This is a genomic window from Arthrobacter sp. 05N425 (assembly GCF_056397125.1).
Map to the genome: position 1 here is coordinate 49,680 of NZ_JBFTMU010000012.1, position 21,612 is coordinate 71,291.

The following is a 21,612-nucleotide window of genomic DNA, read 5'->3' on the forward strand; positions in this document are numbered from 1 at the left end:
ATGGCTGATCACATTAGCGGGAACGGCAGCCCGGCAGCGGTCCCGGCCGCCGGCGTGGACTGGGCAGCCCTCGAGGCCGCCGCGGTCGCGGCGATGAAGAACGCCTATGCGCCGTATTCGAAGTTCGCGGTGGGGGCAGCGGCCCTCACCGCGGACGGCCGGATCGTCAGCGGCTGCAACGTCGAAAACGCCAGCTACGGGCTCACGCTGTGCGCCGAGTGCACGCTGGTCGGCAACCTGCACATGAGCGGCGGCGGCCTGCTGCGCGCCTTCTACTGCGTGGACGCGGACGGCAACGTGCTGATGCCGTGCGGGCGCTGCCGGCAGCTGCTCTACGAATTCCGGGCCCCGGACATGGAACTCATGACCACACAGGGCATCAAGACGATGGACCAGGTGCTTCCCGACGCATTTGGCCCCCAACACCTGGAGGAAACCCGGTGACACAGACCACCAGCACCACTGCCAGCGGCACTGAAGCCTTCGACGCCGTCGACATCATCCGCATCAAGCGCGACAAGGGCGTGCTCAGCGCCGCCCAGATCGACTGGACGATCGACGCCTACACACGCGGCGCCATCGCCGATGAGCAGATGGCCGCGCTGAACATGGCCATCCTGCTCAACGGAATGGACCGCGCGGAGATTTCCCGCTGGACCGCGGCGATGATCGCCTCCGGCGAGCGGATGGACTTCTCCAGTCTGCGCCGGCCCGACGGCGGCGTGAAAGCCACCTCTGACAAGCACTCCACCGGCGGGGTGGGGGACAAGATCACCCTTCCGCTGGCACCCCTCGTGGCCGTGTTCGGCGTCGCCGTTCCGCAGCTCTCCGGCCGCGGCCTCGGCCACACGGGCGGCACCCTGGACAAGCTCGAGTCCATCCCCGGCTGGCGCGCGGCGCTGAGCAACGAGGAGATGCTGGCCCAGCTGCAGGACGTGGGGGCCGTCATCTGCGCCGCCGGCGCCGGCCTGGCCCCGGCGGACAAGAAGCTCTACGCCCTGCGTGACGTCACCGGCACGGTCGAGGCCATCCCGCTGATCGCCTCCTCGATCATGAGCAAGAAGATCGCCGAAGGCACCGGATCGCTGGTCCTGGACGTCAAGGTGGGCAGCGGCGCGTTCATGAAGGACGAGGCGCGTGCCCGCGAGCTGGCCGAGACCATGGTTGCGCTGGGCAAGGACGCCGGGGTCAACACGGTGGCGCTGCTGACCAACATGAACACGCCCCTGGGCCTCACCGCGGGCAACGCGATCGAGGTCGAGGAATCCGTGGAGGTCCTCGCCGGCGGAGGCCCCGAAGACGTCGTCGAACTCACCGTCCGGCTGGCCGAGGAGATGCTGGCCTGCGCCGGCGTCCACGACGCCGATCCGCGCGCCGCGCTCCGGGACGGCCGCGCCATGGACGTCTGGAACCGGATGATCGAGGCCCAGGGCGGCGATCCGCGCGCCAAACTGCCGGTGGCCAAGGAATCCGAGACCATCTACGCGCCGGCCGACGGCGTGCTGGTGGAACTCGACGCCATGGCCGTTGGCGTCGCAGCCTGGCGCCTCGGCGCCGGCCGCGCCCGCAAGGAGGACCAGGTCCAGGCCGGCGCCGGGGTGCGGATGCACGCCAAGCCGGGCGCCACGGTCCGCGCCGGCGAGCCGCTGATGACCCTGCTGACGGACACCCCGGAGAAGTTCGAACGTGCCAAGGAAGCGCTCGAGCACGCCGCCGTGATCGCCCCCGAGGGCTCCCGCCCGGCCCAGCAACTCATCATCGACCGCATCGCCTGAGGCTCCGGCTGCCGCCTTGCCCTATCACTCCTGGTCCCCAACCCCCGGGGGTTGGCAGCCCCAAGTGATAGGGCAACGGCGCCGGGTCCGGCAGTACACTGGCACCACAGTATTCCGGGAGAAACCGGGCACCGCCGTGCGTTAGGAAACCGTGCAGGCAATCAACGACTTCATCCTGGCCGCCGCAGGCCAACCCTGGGTCCTGTTCCTCGTGTTCGCGTGCTGCCTGATCGACGGGTTCTTTCCCCCGGTTCCCAGCGAATCGGTGGTGGTGGGCCTGGCCGCCGTCGCCGCGGCGGCCGAGGTGCCCAACCCGCTTCTGCTGGTGGCCGTGGCCGCCGCCGGGGCGTTCTCCGGGGACAACATCGCCTACCTGATCGGGCGGGCCACCGGGACCGGACGCTGGGCGTGGATGCGCGGATACCGGGCGCAGCGGGCCTTCCTCTGGGCCGGCGGCGAGCTCCGGAAGCGGCCCGCGTCGCTGATCATGGTCGCCCGGTTTGTCCCGATCGGCCGGGTGGCCGTCAACCTGACCGCCGGCGCCACCAACTATGCGCAATCCCGTTTTGTGGCCCTGACGGTGCTTTCCGCGATGCTGTGGTCCGGCTATTCGGTGGGAATCGGCCTTTTCTTCGGGCAATGGTTCGAAGACAACCACCTGCTCGGCGCCACCATCGCGATCATCTGCGCGATCATCCTCGGCATCGCCGTCGACCTCACCCTGAGCAGGCTTCGCGGCCGTGCGCCGGGGGAGCTGGTCCCGGACGACCCGGACCGGCCCGCGCCGCCGGCCGACGGCTAGGACCGTGCCGGGAACGCCCGCGCCACGGCCGGAAACATCGCTGCGGTGCGTAGCGCAGGACGCCCGGCCCGTGGGACACTTAGGTGCGATTCACGTCACGTCCGTGCCGTGTGCGCCCAGCTGTATCTCATGTCCGTCCCGGGTACGTCCCACCCCTTCAGTTTTCTAGGAGCACAGCCCGCGTGGAGTTCATTAATGAGGCAGTCCTCCATGCAGCAGGCCAGTGGTGGATCTACCCCCTCCTGCTGGTGTTCTTCTTCGTCGACGGCTTCGCCATGGTGGTCCCCAGCGAGACGCTGATTGTCGCCCTCGCCGCGTACTCCCGGCACAGCGGACAGCCCAATCTGTGGATTCTCGGCCTCACGGCGCTCATCGGCGCCATCGCCGGCGACAACATGGCCTACCTGCTGGGGCGCAAAATCGGGATCGAACGGTTCCGCTGGATGCGCAAGCCCAAGGTCCAGCGGGTCTTCGCCTGGGCCCGCTACGAACTGGAAAAGCGCGGCGCGGTGCTGATCTTCACCGCCCGGTACATCCCGTGGGGCCGCGTGGCCGTCAACTACGTCGCCGGCACCACCGGGTTCCCGCACCGCAGGTTCTTCCTCCTGGACGCCTTCGCCTGCGTCACCTGGGTGATCTACTCGCTCGGGATCGGCATTCTGGCCAGTTCCTTCCCCTGGCTGCACCACAACCCGCTCCTGAGCGCCGGGATCGCCGTCGTCTTCGCTATTGTCCTCGGCGTGGCCGTTGACCACCTGCTGCGCTGGTGGCACAAGCGCCTGGGCCGGCACGACGAGCCGGAAGCCGCGGAGGCCGACGCGGCGGACGATGCCGCGGCTTCCGGGTCCGAGCCGGCGCTGACCGCCTGGTCGAAGGAGACCGACGCTTCCCGCAAGTAGCGCGGGGAGCCGTCCGACCCTATGGTTGGAACGTGACTGAGACTATTCTTGACGCTGCCCCTGACCTCGAATTCGACCTGAAGGGCCTTCCCAAGGTTTCCCTTCACGACCACCTGGACGGCGGACTGCGTCCGGCCACCATCATTGAACTTGCCGAAGCGGTCGGCCACACGCTGCCCTCCACCGACCCGGTCGCGCTGGGGGAGTGGTTCCGCGAATCCGCCGACTCCGGTTCGCTGGTCCGCTACCTCGAGACGTTCGACCACACCATCGCCGTCATGCAGACCAAGGAAGGCCTGTTCCGCGTCGCCAAGGAGTTCGTTGAAGACCTCGCGGACGACGGCGTCGTGTACGGCGAAGTGCGCTGGGCCCCGGAACAGCACCTGCAGCAGGGCCTGTCGCTGGACGACGTCGTTGAGGCCGTCCAGGCGGGCCTCGATGCAGGCGTCGACGCCGTCGCCGAGACCGGCCGCGAGATCCAGGTCGGCCAGCTGATCACCGCCATGCGCCACGCCGACCGCGGCCAGGAAATCGCCGAACTGGCCGTCCGGCACCGCTACAAGGGTGCAGTCGGCTTCGACATCGCCGGCGCCGAGGACGGCTTCCTGCCTTCCCGCTTCAAGGACGCCTTCACCTACCTTGCCCAGCACAACTTCCCGGCCACGATCCACGCCGGCGAGGCCGCCGGCCTGGAGAGTATCCAATCCGCACTCGTTGACGGCCGGGCCCTGCGCCTGGGCCACGGCGTTCGGATCGCCGAGGACGTCACCGTCGAGTTCGAAGAGGCCGACGCCGCCGACGCCGACGATGTCTCCGATATCAACGCCGACAGCGACGAGGTCGACGACAACATCGGCCTGGTAACCCTCGGCGAGCTCGCCAGCTGGGTCCGGGACCGCGGCATCGCACTGGAGATCTGCCCGTCCTCCAACCTGCAGACCGGCGCCATTGCCGGCTTCGGCGAGGGCATCGAAAGCCACCCGGTGGACATGCTCTACCAGCTGGGCTTCAACGTCACGATCAACACGGACAACCGGCTGATGAGCGGCGTGACCCTCACCGACGAGTTCGAACTGCTCGTGGAGACGTTCGACTACGACCTGGACGACCTGCTCGAGCTGACCCTGAACGCAGCCGAAGCCGCGTTCCTGCCGCTGGAGGAGAAGGAAGCCCTGGTCGAATACATCAACGAGGCCTACGCCGACCTTGGCTAAGGACTCCAACCCGGTGGACGCGCCGCTCAGGGATTTGTTGCGAACCATCGCCGAGCTGCGCGTCCACTGCCCCTGGATGGGCGCCCTCAGCCACGAATCCCTCGTGGAATACCTCCTCGAGGAGGCCTATGAGGTGGCTGAAACCATCGAGTCAGACGGCGGCGACGCCGAGCTGCGGGCGGAACTAGGCGATGTCCTGCTGCAGGTGGTGCTGCATGCCCGGCTCGCCGAGGAGCGCGGCGCCTTCGACTTCGACGACGTCGCCCGCGGCCTGCGGGACAAGATGGTCCGGCGCAATCCGCACGTCTTCCGCGCCGACGGCTCCCTGCAGGACTCCTTCCCGGCCACGGTCCAGGAGATCGTGCTGAAGTGGGATGCGGTCAAGAAAACCGAAAAGCCCGGCCGGGGCCACGCCTTCGACGGCGTCCCGGCCGCGCTGCCGGCGCTGGCCCGGGCGCAGAAGCTCCAGGACCGGGCCGAACGGGCCGGACTGCCGACTGCGTTGGAGCCGGCGCCCGCGATGGAGGCCCCCGCCTTGGAGGCCGCCGCCTCCGCACCCGCCGCGGGACCACCCGCCCCGGCGACCGAGCGGGAGCTAGGCGAGCTGCTGTTCGGCATTGTCGCGGCCGCCCGGCGCAACGGCCTGGACGCCGAACGCGCCCTGCGCGCGGTCAACCGCCATTTCCAGGAGAGCCAGCCCGGCAGCGAGCCCGGCGGCACCGGCGCGGGAGCACCGAGTCCGGGGACTGGATAGCTTTCCGTAACTTATCCCACTCTCGACTAGGCTAGGGGCGACGAGGACGTCGGTTTCCAGCTTGATCCACCGCTAGATTTCCAGCAGTCAGATTCCCAGCAGATCGCTTCACCCAAAGGAGCATATTCATGGCGCTTATCGATGCCATCCACGCCCGCGAGATCCTCGATTCCCGCGGCAACCCGACCGTAGAAGTTGAAGTCCTGCTCTCCGACGGCCAGATCGGCCGCGCAGCAGTTCCCTCCGGCGCCTCCACCGGCGAACACGAGGCCGTGGAACTCCGCGACGGCGACAAGGGCCGTTACCTCGGCAAGGGCGTCCAGAAGGCCGTCGACGCCGTCATCGACCAGATCGCCCCGGCCCTCATCGGCTTCGACGCGACCGACCAGCGCAGCATCGACCAGGCCATGATCGACCTGGACGGCACGGCCAACAAGGGCAAGCTCGGTGCCAACGCGATCCTGGGCGTGTCCCTCGCCGTTGCCAACGCCGCGGCCGCCTCGGCCGACCTGCCGCTTTACAAGTACCTGGGCGGGCCCAACGCGCACGTCCTGCCGGTGCCGCTGATGAACATCCTCAACGGCGGCTCGCACGCCGACTCCGACGTCGACATCCAGGAGTTCATGGTTGTCCCGCTCGGCGCCGAGACCTTCTCCGAGGGCCTGCGCTGGGGCGTCGAGGTTTACCACGCGCTCAAGGCGGTGCTGCAGTCCAAGGGCCTGGCCACCGGCCTGGGTGACGAGGGCGGCTTCGCCCCGAACCTGCCGTCTAACCGCGCGGCCCTGGACCTGATCCAGGAAGCCATTAAGAACGCCGGCTACACCCCGGGCAAGGACATCGCGCTGGCCCTCGACGTCGCCTCCTCCGAGTTCTTCAAGGACGGCGCGTACCAGTTCGAAGGCAAGGCCCTCAGCTCCGCCGAGATGAGCGCCTATTACGCCGAGCTGGTGGCGGACTACCCGCTGGTCTCCATCGAGGACCCGCTGGACGAGAACGACTGGGAAGGCTGGAAGGCCCTCACCGACTCGATCGGCGACAAGGTCCAGATCGTGGGCGATGACCTGTTCGTCACGAACCCGGAGCGCCTCCAGACCGGCATCGATTCGAAGACCGCCAACTCGCTGCTGGTCAAGGTCAACCAGATCGGTTCGCTGACCGAGACGCTCGACGCCGTATCCCTCGCCCAGCGCGCGGGTTACACGACCATCACCTCGCACCGCTCCGGCGAAACCGAGGACACCACCATCGCTGACATCGCCGTTGCCACCAACGCGGGCCAGATCAAGACCGGTGCCCCGGCCCGCTCCGAGCGCGTCGCCAAGTACAACCAGCTGCTGCGCATCGAAGAGGAACTCGACGACGCCGCACGCTACGCCGGACGCAGCGCCTTCCCGCGTTTCAAGGGCTAGTACCCGCAAGAATCAGGTACCGGTGGCTATGGTGGAAAGACCATGGCCACCGGTTCTGTTTTGGCCCGTTCTTTTTTGGCGGCCTGTTTTGGCCGGTTCGATTGGCCTGTTTGAAGGAGTGACATGGCAACCCGCCGTCCCAAGGTTCCCCGGGCCGCTGCTGCGGCCCCGAAGTCTCCGGCCTCCGGCCGGGGGGAAGCCGACGGCGGCGACGTCATCAGGGCTGATTTCGGCAGCCCGCGGCACGGCATCGAACCCGCCGGCCGGACAGCCGGCCACGACGCCGGACGGCCGGCGTCTGAAGCGCCGGGAACCGGCAAACCCGGCCCCGTCGGCGGAACCGCTGCGCCCGCCCGGACCGGAGCTGCAAAGACCGGCGCTGCGAAGACCGGCGCACGCGAGACCGGGCCAGCCACGCCGGCTGCGGGCAGCGGAGCCGGCACGAAGTCCGGACAGCCCGGGCAAACCGACGGGCTCGATCCCGTCCCGGCCAAGGCCTTCTCCGGACGACTGCTGGCACTCGGCGTCGTGATGATCGCCATCACGATCATGCTGGCGCCCACGGTCAGGATCTTCCTTGAAAAGCGCGCCGAAATAGCTGACCTGGAGGCCGAAATTTCGGCCCAGCAGGCGAAGCAGACGGACCTCAAACGTGAGGTCTCGCGCTGGCAGGACCCGAACTACGTGAAACAACAAGCCCGTGACCGCATTAACATGGTTATGCCCGGCGAAACCGGCTACTGGGTTTACGGCAGCGATCTTCCTGCCGCAACGTCCGGTTCCGGCGCCGCATCAGGAACAGCCACAGACCCGGCCAATCTGCCGTGGGTGGATTCCCTTTGGGACTCCATCAGGCGGTCGGCAACAGACTAGGAGCGGCGCCCGCCGCCGGATTACCGCAACCCGGTAATTCCAACAGGGCAGGAAGGTGCCGCGCCAGTGGACGAGAACCGAGCGGACGATCCCCGGACCGGGAACCCCATCGACGCGACCCCCATGGAAGGGACCCCGGCGACGGGGGATTCCCGCCAGCCGTCGGCCCGCGACCTTGACGTGCTCAGCCGGCAATTGGGGCGGCCGGTGCGCGACGTCGTCGAGATCCCTGCCCGCTGCGTCTGCGGCAACCCGCTGGTGGCGGCCACCTCGCCGCGGCTGAGCAACGGGACGCCGTTCCCCACCACCTTCTACCTGACCCATCCGGTCATCACCTCGGCCGTGTCCAGGCTGGAGGCGGCCGGGTTGATGAATGAGATGAACGAACGGCTCGGTGCCGACGAGGCGCTGGCGGCGGACTACCGGGCCGCGCATGAGGCGTACCTGCAGTCCCGCGCCGAGATCGGCGCCCGGTCCGGCATCGGGGCCGTCCCGGAGATCGACGGGATCTCCGCAGGCGGCATGCCCACCCGCGTGAAGTGCCTGCATGTCCTGGTGGGCCACTCGCTCGCTGCCGGTCCCGGAGTCAACCCGCTCGGCGACGAGGCCGTAGCCGGCATCAGCGAGTGGTGGACCCCGGACCGTTGCTACTGCGACGGCGCGTGGGACACCGGCGGAGAGGCCCCTTCCCAGGACCTGAGCCGGCACGGTCCGCAGGGTCTGCCCGAAATCGTCGGCCGGCCGGCCCCGGTGCGGAAGTCCCGAACCGGGCATGACGAGAACGGCGCCGATATCGCCGCCGGAGCCGGGCAGTGAGCCGCGTGGCCGCGATCGACTGCGGCACCAACTCCATCCGCCTGCTCATCGCAGATGTCGCCGCGGGCGGCGATACCCTGCCGAAGCTGACCGACGTCGTGCGCGAGATGCGCGTCGTCAGGCTCGGCCAAGGCGTCGACGCCACCGGCGAATTCGCCCAGGACGCGCTGGACCGCACCCTCGAGGCCACCCGTGACTACGCCGAGCTGATCCGCCGCCACGGCGCCGGGAAGGTCCGTTTCGTGGCAACATCCGCAACCCGGGACGCCCGGAACCGCCAGGTCTTCATCGACGGGGTCCGGGAACTGCTCGGCGTCGAACCGGAGGTGATCAGCGGCGACGAAGAAGCCGCCCTGTCCTTCGCCGGCGCCAGCAGCGTGCTGCCCTCGCGGGGCAAGGACCCGGTGCTGGTGGTGGACCTGGGCGGCGGCAGCACGGAGTTCGTGCTGGGCGACGCCGACGGCGTCATCGCCGCCAAATCGGTCGATGTGGGCTGCGTCCGGATGACCGAACGGCACTTGCAGGACGACCCGCCCACGGCGGAACAGATCGCCGCGGCGGAAGCCGACGTCGACGCCGCCATCAGCCACGCGGCGCTGACGGTGCCGCTGGAGCGCGCCACCGCCGTGGTCGGCGTCGCGGGGTCAGTGACCACAATCACCGCCCACGCCTTGAAGCTCACCGAGTACTCGCCGGCCGCCATCCACGGCACCGAACTTGGCCTGGACACTGCCCGGGAGGCCTGCACCTCGCTGCTCGAAATGACGCGGGACGCCCGCGCCGCCCTGCCCTACATGCACCCGGGCCGGGTGGACGTGATCGGCGCCGGCGGCCTTGTCTGGCGGCGCGTGCTCGAACGCATGGCGGACGTCACAGAGGGCCGCATCACGTCGGCCGTGACGAGCGAACACGATATTCTGGACGGTATTGCCCTGAGCATCAGCTAGCTCCGCGCCGGCACCAACCCACTCCCGGCCCTGTCCGGCAGCGCCGGCAGGAGCAGCCGCCACCCCTGCCGCGCGCCCGGAACGGTCGCGGCCGCAGCCACACCGCCGATTGGACCCGAATGACCAGAGCAACAGCCCGGCGCCGCCGGACCGCCTCCGCGTTGATGGCCCTGGCTCTTGCCGGCGGCAGCGTCGCGGGAGCGCTGTCGGCTGCCCCCGCTGCACACGCGGACAGCACCCGGGACAAGGAGTACTGGCTCGCCGAGTCCGGCATCAAGAAGGCCTGGGCCGTCTCGAAGGGCGCCAACGTTAAGATCGCCGTCATCGACAGCGGCGTGGACGGCAAACATCCGGACCTCAAGGGCGTGCTGACCGGGGGCACGGACGTGTCCGGGGCGGGAGCCGCGGACGGCAGGAAAAGCATCGGCGCCAAACCCGAGCACGGCACCCTGGTGGCGACCATGCTCGCCGGCCGCGGACACCAACCGGCAAAGTCGACAAAATCCACCGCCCGGCCCTCAGCCACAGCCGGAGTAGGCCCCGACGGGATCGTCGGCGTCGCCCCCGAAGCCGAGATCCTCTCCGTCTCCACCTGGCTCGGATCCGCTAACCCGGGCGGAAAGAGCGACCAGGACCAGATCCCCGCCGCGGTCCGCTGGGCCGTCGACAATGGCGCCCGGGTCATCAACATCTCGCTCGGCAGCACCTCCCCGGAGTGGCCGCAAAGCTGGGACGCGGCGTTCCTTTACGCCGAGCAGAAGGACGTCGTCATTGTCGCCGCCGCCGGCAACCGGGTGGGCGGCAACATCCAGGTGGGCGCCCCGGCGACGATCCCCGGCGTGCTGACGGTGGCCGGCCTGAACCGCAAGGGCGTCGCCAGCATTGACTCCTCGTCCCAGGGCATCAGCATCGGCGTGGCGGCACCAGCCGAGGACCTGGTCGGCGGCCTGCCCGGCGGCGGCTACGCCGAGTGGGCGGGCACTTCGGGCGCAACCCCGATCGTTGCCGGCGTCGCTGCCCTGATCCGCTCGAAATGGCCGGAGATGTCCGCCAGCCAGGTTATTAACCGGATTGTCAGCACCGCGAAGGATGCCGGGCTGCCGGGCAAGGACCCGCTGTACGGCTTCGGCGTGCTGAACGCCGAGGCTGCACTGAAGGCCGATGTGCCGGAAACCACCCTCAATCCGCTGGGTTCGATCTCCGATTGGATCCGTGTGCACCGGCGGGGAAACCCGGTGAGTCCCGCCCCGGCCGCCGCACCCAGCCCCTCGAGTGCGGCGCCGACCCTGCCCGAAGCCACCCTTCCCGTCGCGGAGGCCCCGTCGCCGGCCGACAGCGCCGTCCCGGCAATGGTGGTCCTCGGCTTCGGCGGGCTCTTCGTCTGCATCATCGCCGGGGCCGCCATCCAGCTGCGCCGTGCCCTCCGCGGGCCCGGCACCGCACCCGTGCCGGGCACCGACCCAGGCACCGCCGCGGGCCCCCGCGACCCGGGGGCAGCGGCGCCGGATTCGGTGCAAGACCAGGCCCCGCAGTAGTTAGTGAAGTTTTTCACAAACTACGGTATTCTTGATCCATGGCATCCACCCCTCAGCTCCAGGACCGTCCCAGGGTACTCGTCGTCGGCGGCGGGTACGTCGGCCTGTACGTAGCCCTCAAACTGCAGAAAAAGATCGCGAATGCCGGTGGCATCGTCACCGTCGTTGATCCGCTGCCCTACATGACTTACCAGCCCTTCCTGCCGGAAGTGGCCGGCGGAAACATCGAGGCGCGTCACGCCGTCGTCTCGCACCGCAAGCACCTCAAGCAGACCGAACTGATCCAGGGCCGCGTCACCTCGATCGATCACGCCAACCGTACGGCCGTGGTGGCGCCGGCTGACGGCGGCGAGAACTTCGAGATCCCCTACTTCGACGTCGTGCTGGCCGCCGGCGCGATCACCCGCACGTTCCCGATCAAGGGCCTCGCGGACAAGGGCATCGGCCTGAAGACGATCGAGGAAGCCGTCGCCCTGCGCAACGGTGTCCTGGAGCGCATCGAAACCGGCTCGCTGATGACCGACCCGGCCGAGCGCGCCCGCGCCCTGACGTTCGTCGTCGTCGGTGGCGGCTTCGCCGGCATCGAGTGCATCACCGAAATGGAAGACCTGGCCCGCGCCGCGGTCAGGAAGAACCCGCGCATCAAGCAGGAGGAAGTCCGCTTCGTCCTGGTCGAGGCCATGGGCCGCATCATGCCCGAGGTCACGGCCAAGCAGGCCGAGTGGGTCGTCGAGCACCTGCGCAGCCGCGGCATCGAGGTGCTGCTCAACACCTCGCTGGACAACGCCGAGGGCTCCCTGAAGCTCATCAACCTGCCGGACAAGACCCCTGCCCAGGAATTCGAATCCGACACCCTGGTTTGGACTGCCGGCGTGCAGGCCAACCCGATGGTCCGCTCCACCGACTTCCCGCTGGAACCCCGCGGCCGTGTCCGTGTTCTCCCGGACCTGCGCGTCTCCGGCGACGAAGGCATCATCGAAAATGCCTGGGCCGCCGGCGACATCGCGGCCGTGCCGGACCTCACCGGCAGCGGCCTGCCGGACGGCACCTGCGTCCCGAACGCCCAGCACGCGCTGCGCCAGGCCAAGCGGCTTGCCAAGAACCTGTGGGCCTCCCGCTGGGACAAGGAGCTCAAGGACTACAAGCACAAGAACCTGGGCGCCGTAGCCGGCTTCGGCGAATGGAAGGGCGTTGCCAACATCAACCTCGTCGGCCGCATCGGCCTCAAGGGCCCGCTGGCCTGGCTCGCACACCGCGGCTACCACGGCCTGGCCATGCCGACGGTCGAGCGCAAGATCCGCGTGATCTCCGGTTGGTTCTGGCAGCTCTTCCTGGGCCGCGACACCACCCAGCTGATGGACCTGGACAACCCGCGCGGGGCCTTCGTGGCCGCGGCGACGCCGGCTCCGAAGCCGGCGGCTGCTCCGGCTCCGGCCGCCGATAAGCCGGCCGAAGCGCCTGCGAAGGAAGCTGCCCCGGCCAACTCCAAGTAGCCGGCAGCAAGCCGACGACGGCGGCCGTTCCCCTTCGGGGGAGCGGCCGCCGTCGTCGTTGGTGCCGCCGCCGGCACCGCCTGGATTGCCGGTCGGATTGGCCGTGGGACGGGCCGACCTGCCTAGACTGGGCCCATGACTCCCGCTGAGAAGGACCTGAACACCTTGCTGGCGACCATGCGGCCGGTGGTGCGCGAGGGCGAGTACGTCTATGCGCTGTGGCCGCACGGCAAACCGCTGGCCGGCCACATTGCGGCCGCGGTCCGGGAGGCCGAGGGTTTGACCGTGGTGCTGCCGCGGGCCGACGCCGATGCCCTGGGCCTCAAGTACGACTTCGTGGCGGCCTGGATCACCCTGCAGGTGCATTCCTCGCTCGAAGCGATCGGACTTACTGCTGCCGTCAGTGCCGCCCTGACCGAGGCCAAGATCAGCTGCAACGTGCTGGCCGGATTCCACCACGACCACCTGCTCGTGCCGGTGGCCGATGCCGAACGCGCCCTCGAGGTGCTCCACGAGCTCTCCGCGGACAGCCGCAGCGCGAACGGCGGCGGGCAGTTGCCGGTGCCGAAGCTGGTCCTGCGCGGCGAACAGCCCGAGGACCGGCCGGCGCTCCTGGCCCTCACCGCAGCGGCCTTCTCCATCTCGCCGGTCACGGGCCTGCCGGTTGAAGGGGAGCCGGAGGAAGTGGACCTGCTGCGGCGGCTCTTCGATTGCGGGGAGTACCTGCCGGACTTCAGCATTGTCGCCGAGCTGGATGGTGAGATCGTGGGCCATGTCATCAGCACCCGGGGCAGGGCGGGGGAGCTGGAGCTGCTGGGGCTGGGCCCGATCGGGGTGGTGCCGCGGCTGCAGCGGCACGGAATCGGATCGGCGCTGATGAAGGAAACCATCGACCGTGCGAATGCCGCGGGGGAGCGGGGCATTGCGTTGCTCGGCAGCCCGGAGTATTACGCCAGGTTTGGCTTCGTGCCTTCCACCTCGCTCGGCGTGCAGGCGCCGGATCCGTCCTGGGGCGACCATTTCCAGCTGCTGCCGCTGGCGCTTTGGCCCGGCGGGGTCAGCGGGACGTTCCGCTACGCCGAGCCCTTCGACGGGGTGCCGGCCGCGTCGTAGGGAGCCGTTGCCGGGATACCATTGACCGGGCGCCCCAGTAGCCCAATTGGCAGAGGCAGCGGACTTAAAATCCGCGTGTTGTGGGTTCGAGTCCCACCTGGGGCACTTCATAAATGCCGCACTGCGCGCCACAATTGCTGCCCGCGGCCCCGGCAGGCGCTTCAGGGCGCCGGGGGTGGTGGGCGCTGGCGTGGCCTCCCGGGCCGTCCCCAAGCCAATCACCGCGCTTTTCCCGCACGCTGATTTCCTCTATGCAACGAGTGTTATAAGGATGTGACCGTAGTCACTTATTTTCGGGCGGAAATTGCATTAGCTTGAATCTAAATCAGGAACACCTGATCTTTCGCATCAAAGGCCGTTCGCACCTTTAGATCGAGGAGATTTCTCTATGACTTCACTCCCCCAGGTGGCGCCGCGCATCGCTAAGCTCACAGTGCTTAGCCTCGGCGTCGCCCTTCTGGCTACGGCTTGTGGCGGTACGTCCACCGCGCCGGCGTCAAGCGGCTCGGCATCCGCCCAGGCCGCCGGCATCGCTTGCCCGGCCCCGAGCGCAACCGGAGGCTCCACCAGCTCGGCCAGCGCGGCAGGCTCCGTGCCCGCGTCCTCGACCACCACGGATACCCCGCTCAAGATCGGCTCGCTCCTGCCGACCACCGGTTCCCTTGCCTTCCTCGGCCCGCCCGAAATCGCAGGCGTGAACCTTGGCATCAAGGAAATCAACGACGCCGGCGGCGTCCTCGGCAAGCCGGTCCAGGTCATCCACCGCGACTCGGGCGACACCAAGACGGACATCGCCACCCAGTCCACCACCGCGTTGCTGGGCCAGGGTGTCAGTGCCATTGTCGGTGCCGCCTCCTCGGGCGTTTCCAAGACCGTGATCAACCAGATCACCGGCGCCGGAGTCATCCAGTTCTCGCCGGCCAACACCTCGCCGGACTTCACCACGTGGGACGACAAGGGTCTCTACTGGCGCACCGCCCCGTCGGACGTCCTGCAGGGCAAGGTCCTCGGCAACTACATGGCCACCTGTGGCGCGCAGACCGTTGGCATGATCGTACTGAACGATGCTTACGGCACGGGTCTGGCTAAGAACGTCAAGTCGGCCGTAGAAGCTGCCGGCGGCAAGGTTGTGGCGGAAGAGCTCTTCAACGAAGGCGATTCCCAGTTCAGCAGCCAGGTGGACAAGGTCCTCGCGGCCAAGCCGGATGCCATCGCCCTGATCACCTTCGACCAGGCCAAGAGCATCGTCCCGCTGATGACGGGCAAGGGCATCAAGCCCACCCAGATCTTCATGGTGGACGGCAACATGTCCGACTACAGCAAGGATTTTAAGGCAGGCACCCTGAAGGGCGCCCAGGGCACCATCCCGGGCACCTTCGCCAAGGATGACTTCAAGAAGAAGCTCCTCGCCATCGATCCGGCGCTCAAGGACTACAGCTACGCAGGCGAGTCCTACGACGCCGTGAACCTGATCGCACTGGCTTCTGAAGCCGCCAAGAGCACCAAGGGCGTGGATATCGCCAAGCAGCTCAAGGCGGTCTCTGAAGGCGGCGAGAAGTGCAACAACTTCGCCTCCTGCGTCACCCTGCTCCGTAACGGCAAGGACATCGACTACGACGGCCAGTCCGGCCCCGTAACGTTCTCCGACGCCGGTGACCCGACGGAAGCCTACATCGGCATCTACGAGTTCCAGGATGACAACAGCTACAAGCCCGTCAAGGAAGAATTCGGCAAGCTGTAAAGCCGCTCTCCAAGAAAAACAAGAGACCCCCGTCCCCTCCGGACGGGGGTCTCTTGCGTGCCGGGAGCAGGGAGGGGAGCGGGGGCGAAGGACGCGACCGGGCCTAGGCGTCACGCAGGTCAGTCCTTCGGGCCGCCCCGTTCAGTTCGACCCCGCAGAACCAGCCCAACCCGCCGGGTGGAGGCCCAAGACTCTGCTGCGCGTGACGCCGTCGCATAGCCGGGGAGGGGTTCCGACGGCGCCCTGTGGCCGCCGGGGCTAAAGCAACGGATGGAGGCTACGGAATCGGACAGAGGCTGCTCGGATCCGGGCTGCGTCTGTCTGGAACCGCCGCGGAAACCTGGCTTGGGTGCCGCAGAGCGTTCGGCGAGAGTCACGCAGAGGGTGACGGGGGCAGGCGCCGAGCAAGTGGCTGTCGCCGGAGCCCTGCGGGGACCCTGGGCGCCCGGGACGGCACCCACGGGAACCGGACACGCGCCGGGCATGCAGAAGGGCCGCCACCGGCTGGTGACGGCCCTTCTGGACAGCGATGGCCGGACTAGTCGACCGTGTCCGCCAAGGTGCCCAGGTACAGCTGGATGACCTTGGGATCCTTCATGAGTTCCCGGCCGGTTCCCGTGTACGCGTCCTTGCCCTGGTCCAGGACGTAGCCGCGGTCGCAGATCTGCAGGCAGCGGCGCGCGTTCTGCTCCACCATGATCACGGAGACGCCGGCCCGGTTGATCTCGTGCACCCGCAGGAAGGTTTCGTCCTGCTTGACGGGGGAGAGGCCTGCCGAGGGCTCGTCGAGCAGCAGCACGGCCGGGTCCATCATCAGGGCCCGTCCCATGGCGACCATCTGGCGCTCACCGCCGGAGAGCGAGCCGGCGCGCTGGGCCCGGCGCTTGGCCAGCTCCGGGAACAGCTCCGCGACGAAGTCGAACCGCTTGGCGAAGTCCTTAGGGCGCTGGAACATGCCCATCTGGAGGTTCTCTTCGATGGTCAGGGCCGCGAACACGTTGTTGGTCTGCGGGACAAACCCAACGCCCCGGCTGACCAGCTTGTTGGCCTTCAGCCCGGTGATGTCCTGGCCGCGGACCACCACGGAGCCGGAGTGGACCTTGACGAGGCCGAACATGGCCTTCAGCAGGGTCGACTTGCCGGCGCCGTTGGGACCGATGATGCCAATCAACTCACCCTTGCGGGCCTCGATGCTGCAGCCGTTGAGGATGTTGACGCCCGGGATGTAACCGGCCACCAGGTCGGTGACCTTGACGACCGAATCGCCCTCGTATGCGTTAGTCGCGGCGGTGGCCGCACTCGTGGCGCTCATTCTGTGTCCTTCTCTGTCCGGTTCGGCTCAACGCGGTTCGGCTCTGTCCGGTTCGGCTCGCCGAGGCCGGGTTCCTCGGCGCTGCGCCGGCCGTGCGCCGCACCGTTGGCGGTGTCGTGCCCGGGAGCCTCCGTCGCGAGCACGTCGGCGGAGATGATGCCCGCGTTCTCGGTGCCGACGATTGATTCCTCGTCCGCCTCAAGTTCGGCTGCGAGCACCTTGATGCCTTCCGAATCGCCAAGATCCACGTCGTGGTGGGCGCCCAGGTAGGCGTCAATCACGGCCGGGTTCTTCATGACCTCAGCGGGCGGCCCCTCGGCCACGATCTTCCCCTCGGCCATCACCACCACCCAGTCGGCGATGTGGCGGACCATGTGCATGTCGTGCTCGACAAACAACACGGTCATGCCCTCGGCCTTGAGGTTCTTGATGTGGTCCAGCAGGGACTGGGTGAGCGCCGGGTTGACGCCTGCCATCGGTTCGTCCAGCATCACGAGCTTCGGACGAACCATCAGCGAACGGGCCATTTCGAGGAGCTTGCGCTGGCCGCCGGAGAGGGACGCCGCGTAGTCGTCCTTCTTGGCGTCGAGCTTGAACTTCTCCAGCAGCACGTTGGCTTCTTCGGTGATCTTCTTTTCCTGGCCGCCCCAGATCCCCTTGAACAGGGCCTTGGAGAGCTTCTCACCGGATTGGTGTGAAGCGCCCAGCCGCATGTTCTCCATGACGGTGAGCTTGCCCATGACCTTGGTCAGCTGGAAGGTGCGGACCATGCCCATGCGGGCCACCTTGTAGGAGGAGACACCGGCCAGGCTGTTTCCTTCGAACTGCCATTTGCCCGTGTTTGGCGTATCGAAGCCCGTCAACAGGTTGAACAGGGTGGTCTTGCCGGCACCGTTGGGGCCGATCAGGGCCGTGATTTTGTGCCGCGGGATCTCGAGGTATTCGACGTCGACGGCGTTGATGCCGCCGAAGCTGCGGGTGACATTTTCCGCCACCACAATCGGGTCGCGCTTCTTGCAGCCGGGAGCAATCTCGCCGGCCGCAATCGGACGCGTGTCCGTCATGTAGTCGATGCCCTCCGCGGTCTCGGTGGACCCGAGGCCGGGCTTTGGTTCTTCGCTGTGCATGCTCATGCGAACGCCAGCTCCTTCTTGTTGCCGAAGACGCCCTGGGGCCTGAAGATCATCAGCAGCATCAGTGCGATGCCGACCAGGATGTAGCGCAGCTGCCCGGCCTGGACCGTGTTCAGCCACGTGACGGCGCCGGATTCGATCAGGCCGTAGAGCACGCCCTGGGTCAGGGACAGCACGACCCAGAAGATCATCGCCCCGACGACGGGTCCCAGCACGGTGCCGAGTCCGCCGAGCAGCAGGCAGGTGTAGAGGAAGAACGTCAGCTCGGTGCCGTAGTTGGCCGGCTGCACCGCGCCGCGGGGGAGGGTGAAGACCATGCCCGCGAGGGCGCCAAGCACGCCGCCGATGACGAGGGCCTGCATCTTGTAGGAGTAGACGTTCTTGCCGAGCGAGCGGACGGCGTTCTCGTCCTCGCGGATGCCCTTGAGGACGCGGCCCCAGGGGCTGCGCATCAGCAGCCAGACCAGCAGGCAGCAGACGATCACCAGGGCCCAGCCGACCACGCGGATGAAGAAGTCGCGGTTGTTCATGCCGAAGTAGGACCCCTCGGGGAAGGGGTTCATGGCGTAGAAGTCGCCTTCGAAGGCAGCAAGGCCGTTGGCCGAACCGGTCACCGAGGTGAGCTGGTTGGTGGTGACGATGTAGCGGACGATTTCCGCGGCCGCGATCGTGACGATGGCCAGGTAGTCGGCCCGGAGCCGGAGGGTGGGGATGCCGAGCAGCAGGGCGAAGATCGCCGAGCAGACGACGGCGATCAGCAGGCCCACGAAGAACGGCACGTGGAAGGTCAGGGTGGAGATCGCGAACCCGTAGGCCCCCACCGCCATGAAGCCGGCCTGGCCGAAGTTCAGCAGGCCCGAATAGCCGAAGTGGACCGCCAGGCCGAGCGCGGCAAGCGCGTACGCCGCCGTCGTCGGGCTGAACAGTTCACCGGCAGCGCTGGAAAGAATAAATCCGAAGTCCATGTCTGTCTCCTAACCCACGCGCTCGCGGCGGCCCAGGATGCCCTGAGGCCGGAACAAGAGGACAACGATCATGATGAACAGTGCTCCCACGTATTTGAGGTCGGCGGCGAGGCCGAACACGGTGGTCAGCTCCACGAAGATGCCGACGATGATGGAACCGAAGAGGGCGCCCCAGACTGTGCCGAGGCCGCCGAGGGTCACGCCGGCGAAGATGAGCAGCAGGATCTGCGAACCCATGTCGAAGGTGACGCCGGGACGGTAGTACGCCCAGAGAATGCCGCCGAGCGAGGCGAGCATGCCGCCGGTGACCCAGACGATCCGGATGACCCCGTCGACGTCGATGCCGGAGGCCGCCGCCAGTGCCGGGTTGTCGGCCACGGCGCGGGTGGCCTTGCCCAGCCGGGTCTTGAGTAGTACGACGCCGAGGACGGCGATGACAACGACGCTGATGAGCAGGGACCAGAGGTTGTTCGGCGAGATGGAGACCGGCCCGATCTGGATTTCCGCGCTCTGGGCGAAGGGCAACTGCTGGGTGGCGCCGCCGAAGTAGAACTGGATGACGTAGCGGACGGCGAGGGCGAGGCCGATGCTGACGATCATCATCGGGACCAGGCCGGTGCCGCGGCGCCGCAGGGGTTTCCACAGCCCGGCGTCCTGGACGTAGCCGAAGAGGCCGCCGCCGAGGAGCGCGAGGATGATAGAGAGCCAGAACGGCAGGTTCATGGCGTTGAAGCCAAAGACCAGCACGGCGCCGAGGGTGACCATCTCGCCGTGTGCGAAGTTGGTCAGGCCGGTGGTGCCGAAGATCAGTGACAGTCCCACCGACGCGAGCGCGAGCAGCAGGCCGAAGCTCAGGCCTGCCACGAGGCGGTTCAGCAGGTTCTGGCCGAAGTCCTGCTCCTGGACGACGATGCCCTTGCCGAAGGCGAAGATGACCGAGAGGTTGGAGGTCTGGCTGAAGCTGACCTTGCGGGGGTTTTCCTGGCCCTCGGCGAGCTTGATGCCCTCCGGGAGGGTCTTCACGTCCAGCTCGACCTCATACGTTCCCTGGGTGGGCACGCCGATGTTCCAGGAACCGTTGGGACCCGACTTGGTTGTTCCCGTGAAATCGCCGCTCTTGGCGGTGATGGTGACGCCGGCGAGCGGGGCGCGGTCATCGCCGCGCAGGAATCCGCTGATGCTGTTTTGGAACGAAGTGCTCGACGGGGATGGTGTCGGCGAAGGGGTCGTGGCCTGGGATGCCGGGGCGACGATGAGCAGAAGGGCGGCCACGGCGGCGAAAACGGTCCCCACAGCTTTCAGCATTCTGCCGCGCCGTCTCTGCGACGGGCCTCTCGGTGTGCTTCTCAAATTGAAAACCTCCACATGGGGGTGGTCTGGGTTGCGCCATTGCAACCGCTGCGAACGGTCAGGGGACGAGGGTAGAGCGGATACTTCGATGCGATGGAGCGGTTCTTGCTTGTGATGTTCGTCACCCTGTTGGGCCAATGTTACAGGCCGGGCGGGGTAACTAATGCCGCTGCGAGCAGGCAGAACGTCGCGATCGCGTAACAACCGTGAAGCCGGCGCCCAAGCGGGATTTAGCCGAGCTAAAGAAAACTTTTGTTGTTCCCGAGGATTCCTAAACATTCGGCGAAGAAGCGCTTCACCGGGGCGGAAGCAGGGCGGGGGCGGGCCGCCCCAGATCACGGTTTTGTTGCGGCGGGAACCCGAAGGGAACTATCCCTGCCTGCCGGGCGTGGGAATTGGTAGCGTGAGTCATAACGATCCTCACCACCGATCATCACCTACCCCCTTAATTTGGAGGACACCAGCAATGGCACTTGGCGGAAACCCGATCTTCAACGGAAAGAACTTCCGTGGAGCCACCCAGGCACCGCCTGCCCCGCAAGCGCCGTACGGGCAGGGCTACGGCCAGAACCAGTACGGCCAGAACCCGTATGGCCAGGGCCAGTTCGGCCAGACCCAGGCCGGCTGGAACCCGTCGCAGCAGGCGATGAGCAGCGACCAGCTGCAGGACATGTACAACCGCCCGGCGGCCGGACCGGCCGACAGCGGCCGCATGACCTTCGATGACGTCATCATGAAGACGGCGGCCTGCCTCGCCGCCGTGATCGCCGGCGCGGCCGTCACCCTTGTGGTGGCGCAGGGCCTCGCCTCGATGCTGATGATTGTCGGCGCGCTGGGCGGCTTTGTCCTGGCCCTCGTCAACACCTTCAAGAAGCAGCCCTCGCCGGCGCTGATCCTGGCCTACGCAGCCCTTGAGGGCCTGTTCCTCGGCGGCCTGACCCGGATCCTCGACGGGATGTTCCCCGGCGTCGGCCTCCAGGCCGTGATCGGGACGCTCTCCGTCTTCGCCGTGACCCTGGTGTTGTTCAAGAGCGGCAAGGTCCGCGCGACGCCCCGGGCCATGCGCTTCTTCATGATCGCGATGATCGGCTACGCCGTCTTCGCGCTCGTCAACATGGTCATGATGTGGACCGGCGCCGTGCAGACCCCGTTCGGCCTGCGTACCCAGGTGGAGCTCTTCGGTATCCCGCTGGGTGTCTTCATCGGCCTGCTCGCGATCGGCCTCGCCGCGTTCTCCCTGATCATGGACTTCACCAGCATCGAAGCCGGCGTCCGCAGCGGCGCCCCGCAGCGCTTCTCCTGGACCGCGGCGTTCGGCCTCACGGTCACCCTCGTCTGGCTCTACGTCGAGATCATCCGCCTGCTGGCCATCCTGCGCGGCGACGACTAGCCGGCAGCCGCACAACAGCACGACTTATGAAGCGGGCCCCGCCGGATGGCGGGGCCCGCGTCATGCCTTCCCCGCGGGCCAGCCTCAGGCC

Annotated in this window: 19 protein-coding genes and 1 tRNA gene; 16 read left to right on the top strand and 4 right to left on the bottom strand. The window is 67.7% G+C overall.

The annotated features are described in order from the left end of the window. The 15 genes from AC1DGE_RS13845 to AC1DGE_RS13915 all read left to right on the top strand — a co-directional run bounded on the left by AC1DGE_RS13845 (position 1) and on the right by AC1DGE_RS13915 (position 15,371). A complete protein-coding gene (locus AC1DGE_RS13845) occupies positions 1–444 on the top strand; it encodes a cytidine deaminase (RefSeq protein ID WP_441418509.1) in 444 nt (147 codons plus the stop codon). Continuing rightward, positions 441–1,775 carry a thymidine phosphorylase gene (locus AC1DGE_RS13850; RefSeq protein ID WP_476893265.1) on the top strand — a complete coding sequence of 445 codons (1,335 nt, stop codon included), beginning with the start codon at positions 441–443 and terminating at the stop codon, positions 1,773–1,775. Before AC1DGE_RS13845 ends, AC1DGE_RS13850 begins: the two co-directional genes overlap by 4 nt. A gap of 151 nt (positions 1,776–1,926) precedes the next feature. Next, the gene (locus AC1DGE_RS13855) at positions 1,927–2,577 is read left to right on the top strand and encodes a DedA family protein (RefSeq protein WP_476893264.1); all 651 of its coding nucleotides are present in this window, start codon (positions 1,927–1,929) and stop codon (positions 2,575–2,577) included. Positions 2,578–2,759: 182 nt separating this feature from the next. Then, positions 2,760–3,476: a DedA family protein gene (locus tag AC1DGE_RS13860; RefSeq protein ID WP_441418506.1), complete on the top strand. Its 717-nt coding sequence runs from the start codon at positions 2,760–2,762 to the stop codon at positions 3,474–3,476. 32 nt (positions 3,477–3,508) lie between these two features. After that, complete coding sequence (locus AC1DGE_RS13865; RefSeq protein WP_441418505.1) at positions 3,509–4,690, top strand: adenosine deaminase; 1,182 nt, start codon at positions 3,509–3,511, stop codon at positions 4,688–4,690. A gap of 76 nt (positions 4,691–4,766) precedes the next feature. After that, positions 4,767–5,444 (top strand): MazG nucleotide pyrophosphohydrolase domain-containing protein, encoded by a 678-nt coding sequence (locus AC1DGE_RS13870; protein WP_441418571.1) that lies wholly within the window; start codon positions 4,767–4,769, stop codon positions 5,442–5,444. Positions 5,445–5,572: 128 nt separating this feature from the next. Further along, positions 5,573–6,853, top strand: a complete 1,281-nt coding sequence (gene eno / locus AC1DGE_RS13875) for a phosphopyruvate hydratase (protein ID WP_441418504.1) — start codon at positions 5,573–5,575, stop codon at positions 6,851–6,853. 123 nt (positions 6,854–6,976) lie between these two features. Then, a complete protein-coding gene (locus tag AC1DGE_RS13880; protein ID WP_476893263.1) occupies positions 6,977–7,726 on the top strand; it encodes an FtsB family cell division protein in 750 nt (249 codons plus the stop codon). A gap of 123 nt (positions 7,727–7,849) precedes the next feature. Next, positions 7,850–8,542, top strand: coding sequence for a DUF501 domain-containing protein (locus AC1DGE_RS13885; RefSeq protein ID WP_441418570.1), 693 nt, complete (start codon positions 7,850–7,852; stop codon positions 8,540–8,542). After that, positions 8,539–9,489: a Ppx/GppA phosphatase family protein gene (locus AC1DGE_RS13890; protein WP_441418502.1), complete on the top strand. Its 951-nt coding sequence runs from the start codon at positions 8,539–8,541 to the stop codon at positions 9,487–9,489. The genes AC1DGE_RS13885 and AC1DGE_RS13890 overlap by 4 nt, the downstream gene beginning before the upstream one ends. Before the next feature lie 119 nt (positions 9,490–9,608). Further along, complete coding sequence (locus AC1DGE_RS13895; RefSeq protein ID WP_476909367.1) at positions 9,609–11,024, top strand: S8 family serine peptidase; 1,416 nt, start codon at positions 9,609–9,611, stop codon at positions 11,022–11,024. Between the two features lie 38 nt (positions 11,025–11,062). Further along, the gene (locus tag AC1DGE_RS13900; RefSeq protein WP_476909366.1) at positions 11,063–12,517 is read left to right on the top strand and encodes an NAD(P)/FAD-dependent oxidoreductase; all 1,455 of its coding nucleotides are present in this window, start codon (positions 11,063–11,065) and stop codon (positions 12,515–12,517) included. A gap of 135 nt (positions 12,518–12,652) precedes the next feature. Next, the gene (locus tag AC1DGE_RS13905; protein WP_441418499.1) at positions 12,653–13,630 is read left to right on the top strand and encodes an N-acetyltransferase; all 978 of its coding nucleotides are present in this window, start codon (positions 12,653–12,655) and stop codon (positions 13,628–13,630) included. A 31-nt stretch (positions 13,631–13,661) separates the two neighbouring features. Next, positions 13,662–13,735 (top strand) — tRNA-Leu (locus AC1DGE_RS13910). 283 nt (positions 13,736–14,018) lie between these two features. Continuing rightward, positions 14,019–15,371 carry an ABC transporter substrate-binding protein gene (locus tag AC1DGE_RS13915; RefSeq protein ID WP_476909365.1) on the top strand — a complete coding sequence of 451 codons (1,353 nt, stop codon included), beginning with the start codon at positions 14,019–14,021 and terminating at the stop codon, positions 15,369–15,371. A 538-nt stretch (positions 15,372–15,909) separates the two neighbouring features. Here the strand turns inward: AC1DGE_RS13915 and AC1DGE_RS13920 are convergent. The 4 genes from AC1DGE_RS13920 to AC1DGE_RS13935 are packed head-to-tail and all read right to left on the bottom strand — an operon-like array spanning position 15,910 to position 20,086. Continuing rightward, entirely contained in the window at positions 15,910–16,683 is a 774-nt protein-coding gene (locus AC1DGE_RS13920) for an ABC transporter ATP-binding protein (RefSeq protein WP_476909364.1), read from the bottom strand. Then, the gene (locus AC1DGE_RS13925; RefSeq protein WP_476909363.1) at positions 16,680–17,816 is read right to left on the bottom strand and encodes an ABC transporter ATP-binding protein; all 1,137 of its coding nucleotides are present in this window, start codon (positions 17,814–17,816) and stop codon (positions 16,680–16,682) included. The genes AC1DGE_RS13920 and AC1DGE_RS13925 overlap by 4 nt, the downstream gene beginning before the upstream one ends. Continuing rightward, positions 17,813–18,781: a branched-chain amino acid ABC transporter permease gene (locus AC1DGE_RS13930; protein WP_441418496.1), complete on the bottom strand. Its 969-nt coding sequence runs from the start codon at positions 18,779–18,781 to the stop codon at positions 17,813–17,815. Before AC1DGE_RS13930 ends, AC1DGE_RS13925 begins: the two co-directional genes overlap by 4 nt. Before the next feature lie 9 nt (positions 18,782–18,790). Continuing rightward, on the bottom strand, positions 18,791–20,086 hold the full coding sequence (locus AC1DGE_RS13935; protein ID WP_476917645.1) for a branched-chain amino acid ABC transporter permease: 1,296 nt from the start codon (positions 20,084–20,086) through the stop codon (positions 18,791–18,793). 511 nt (positions 20,087–20,597) lie between these two features. Here AC1DGE_RS13935 and AC1DGE_RS13940 point away from each other — a divergent pair. Further along, a complete protein-coding gene (locus AC1DGE_RS13940; RefSeq protein ID WP_476909361.1) occupies positions 20,598–21,521 on the top strand; it encodes a Bax inhibitor-1/YccA family protein in 924 nt (307 codons plus the stop codon). The last annotated feature ends 91 nt before the right edge of the window (positions 21,522–21,612 follow it).

What these genes read in the sequence shown, in the direction of transcription:
- AC1DGE_RS13885 (WP_441418570.1), top strand. Translation starts at nt 7,850, where the DNA reads ATGGAAGGGACCCCGGCGACGGGGGATTCCCGCCAGCCGTCGGCCCGC.
- AC1DGE_RS13915 (WP_476909365.1), top strand. Translation starts at nt 14,019, where the DNA reads ATGACTTCACTCCCCCAGGTGGCGCCGCGCATCGCTAAGCTCACAGTG.
- AC1DGE_RS13930 (WP_441418496.1), bottom strand. Translation starts at nt 18,781, where the DNA reads ATGGACTTCGGATTTATTCTTTCCAGCGCTGCCGGTGAACTGTTCAGC.
- eno (WP_441418504.1), top strand. Translation starts at nt 5,573, where the DNA reads ATGGCGCTTATCGATGCCATCCACGCCCGCGAGATCCTCGATTCCCGC.
- AC1DGE_RS13905 (WP_441418499.1), top strand. Translation starts at nt 12,653, where the DNA reads ATGACTCCCGCTGAGAAGGACCTGAACACCTTGCTGGCGACCATGCGG.
- AC1DGE_RS13895 (WP_476909367.1), top strand. Translation starts at nt 9,609, where the DNA reads ATGACCAGAGCAACAGCCCGGCGCCGCCGGACCGCCTCCGCGTTGATG.
- AC1DGE_RS13870 (WP_441418571.1), top strand. Translation starts at nt 4,767, where the DNA reads ATGGGCGCCCTCAGCCACGAATCCCTCGTGGAATACCTCCTCGAGGAG.
- AC1DGE_RS13935 (WP_476917645.1), bottom strand. Translation starts at nt 20,086, where the DNA reads ATGCTGAAAGCTGTGGGGACCGTTTTCGCCGCCGTGGCCGCCCTTCTG.
- AC1DGE_RS13880 (WP_476893263.1), top strand. Translation starts at nt 6,977, where the DNA reads ATGGCAACCCGCCGTCCCAAGGTTCCCCGGGCCGCTGCTGCGGCCCCG.
- AC1DGE_RS13925 (WP_476909363.1), bottom strand. Translation starts at nt 17,816, where the DNA reads ATGAGCATGCACAGCGAAGAACCAAAGCCCGGCCTCGGGTCCACCGAG.
- AC1DGE_RS13900 (WP_476909366.1), top strand. Translation starts at nt 11,063, where the DNA reads ATGGCATCCACCCCTCAGCTCCAGGACCGTCCCAGGGTACTCGTCGTC.
- AC1DGE_RS13940 (WP_476909361.1), top strand. Translation starts at nt 20,598, where the DNA reads ATGGCACTTGGCGGAAACCCGATCTTCAACGGAAAGAACTTCCGTGGA.
- AC1DGE_RS13845 (WP_441418509.1), top strand. Translation starts at nt 1, where the DNA reads ATGGCTGATCACATTAGCGGGAACGGCAGCCCGGCAGCGGTCCCGGCC.
- AC1DGE_RS13920 (WP_476909364.1), bottom strand. Translation starts at nt 16,683, where the DNA reads ATGAGCGCCACGAGTGCGGCCACCGCCGCGACTAACGCATACGAGGGC.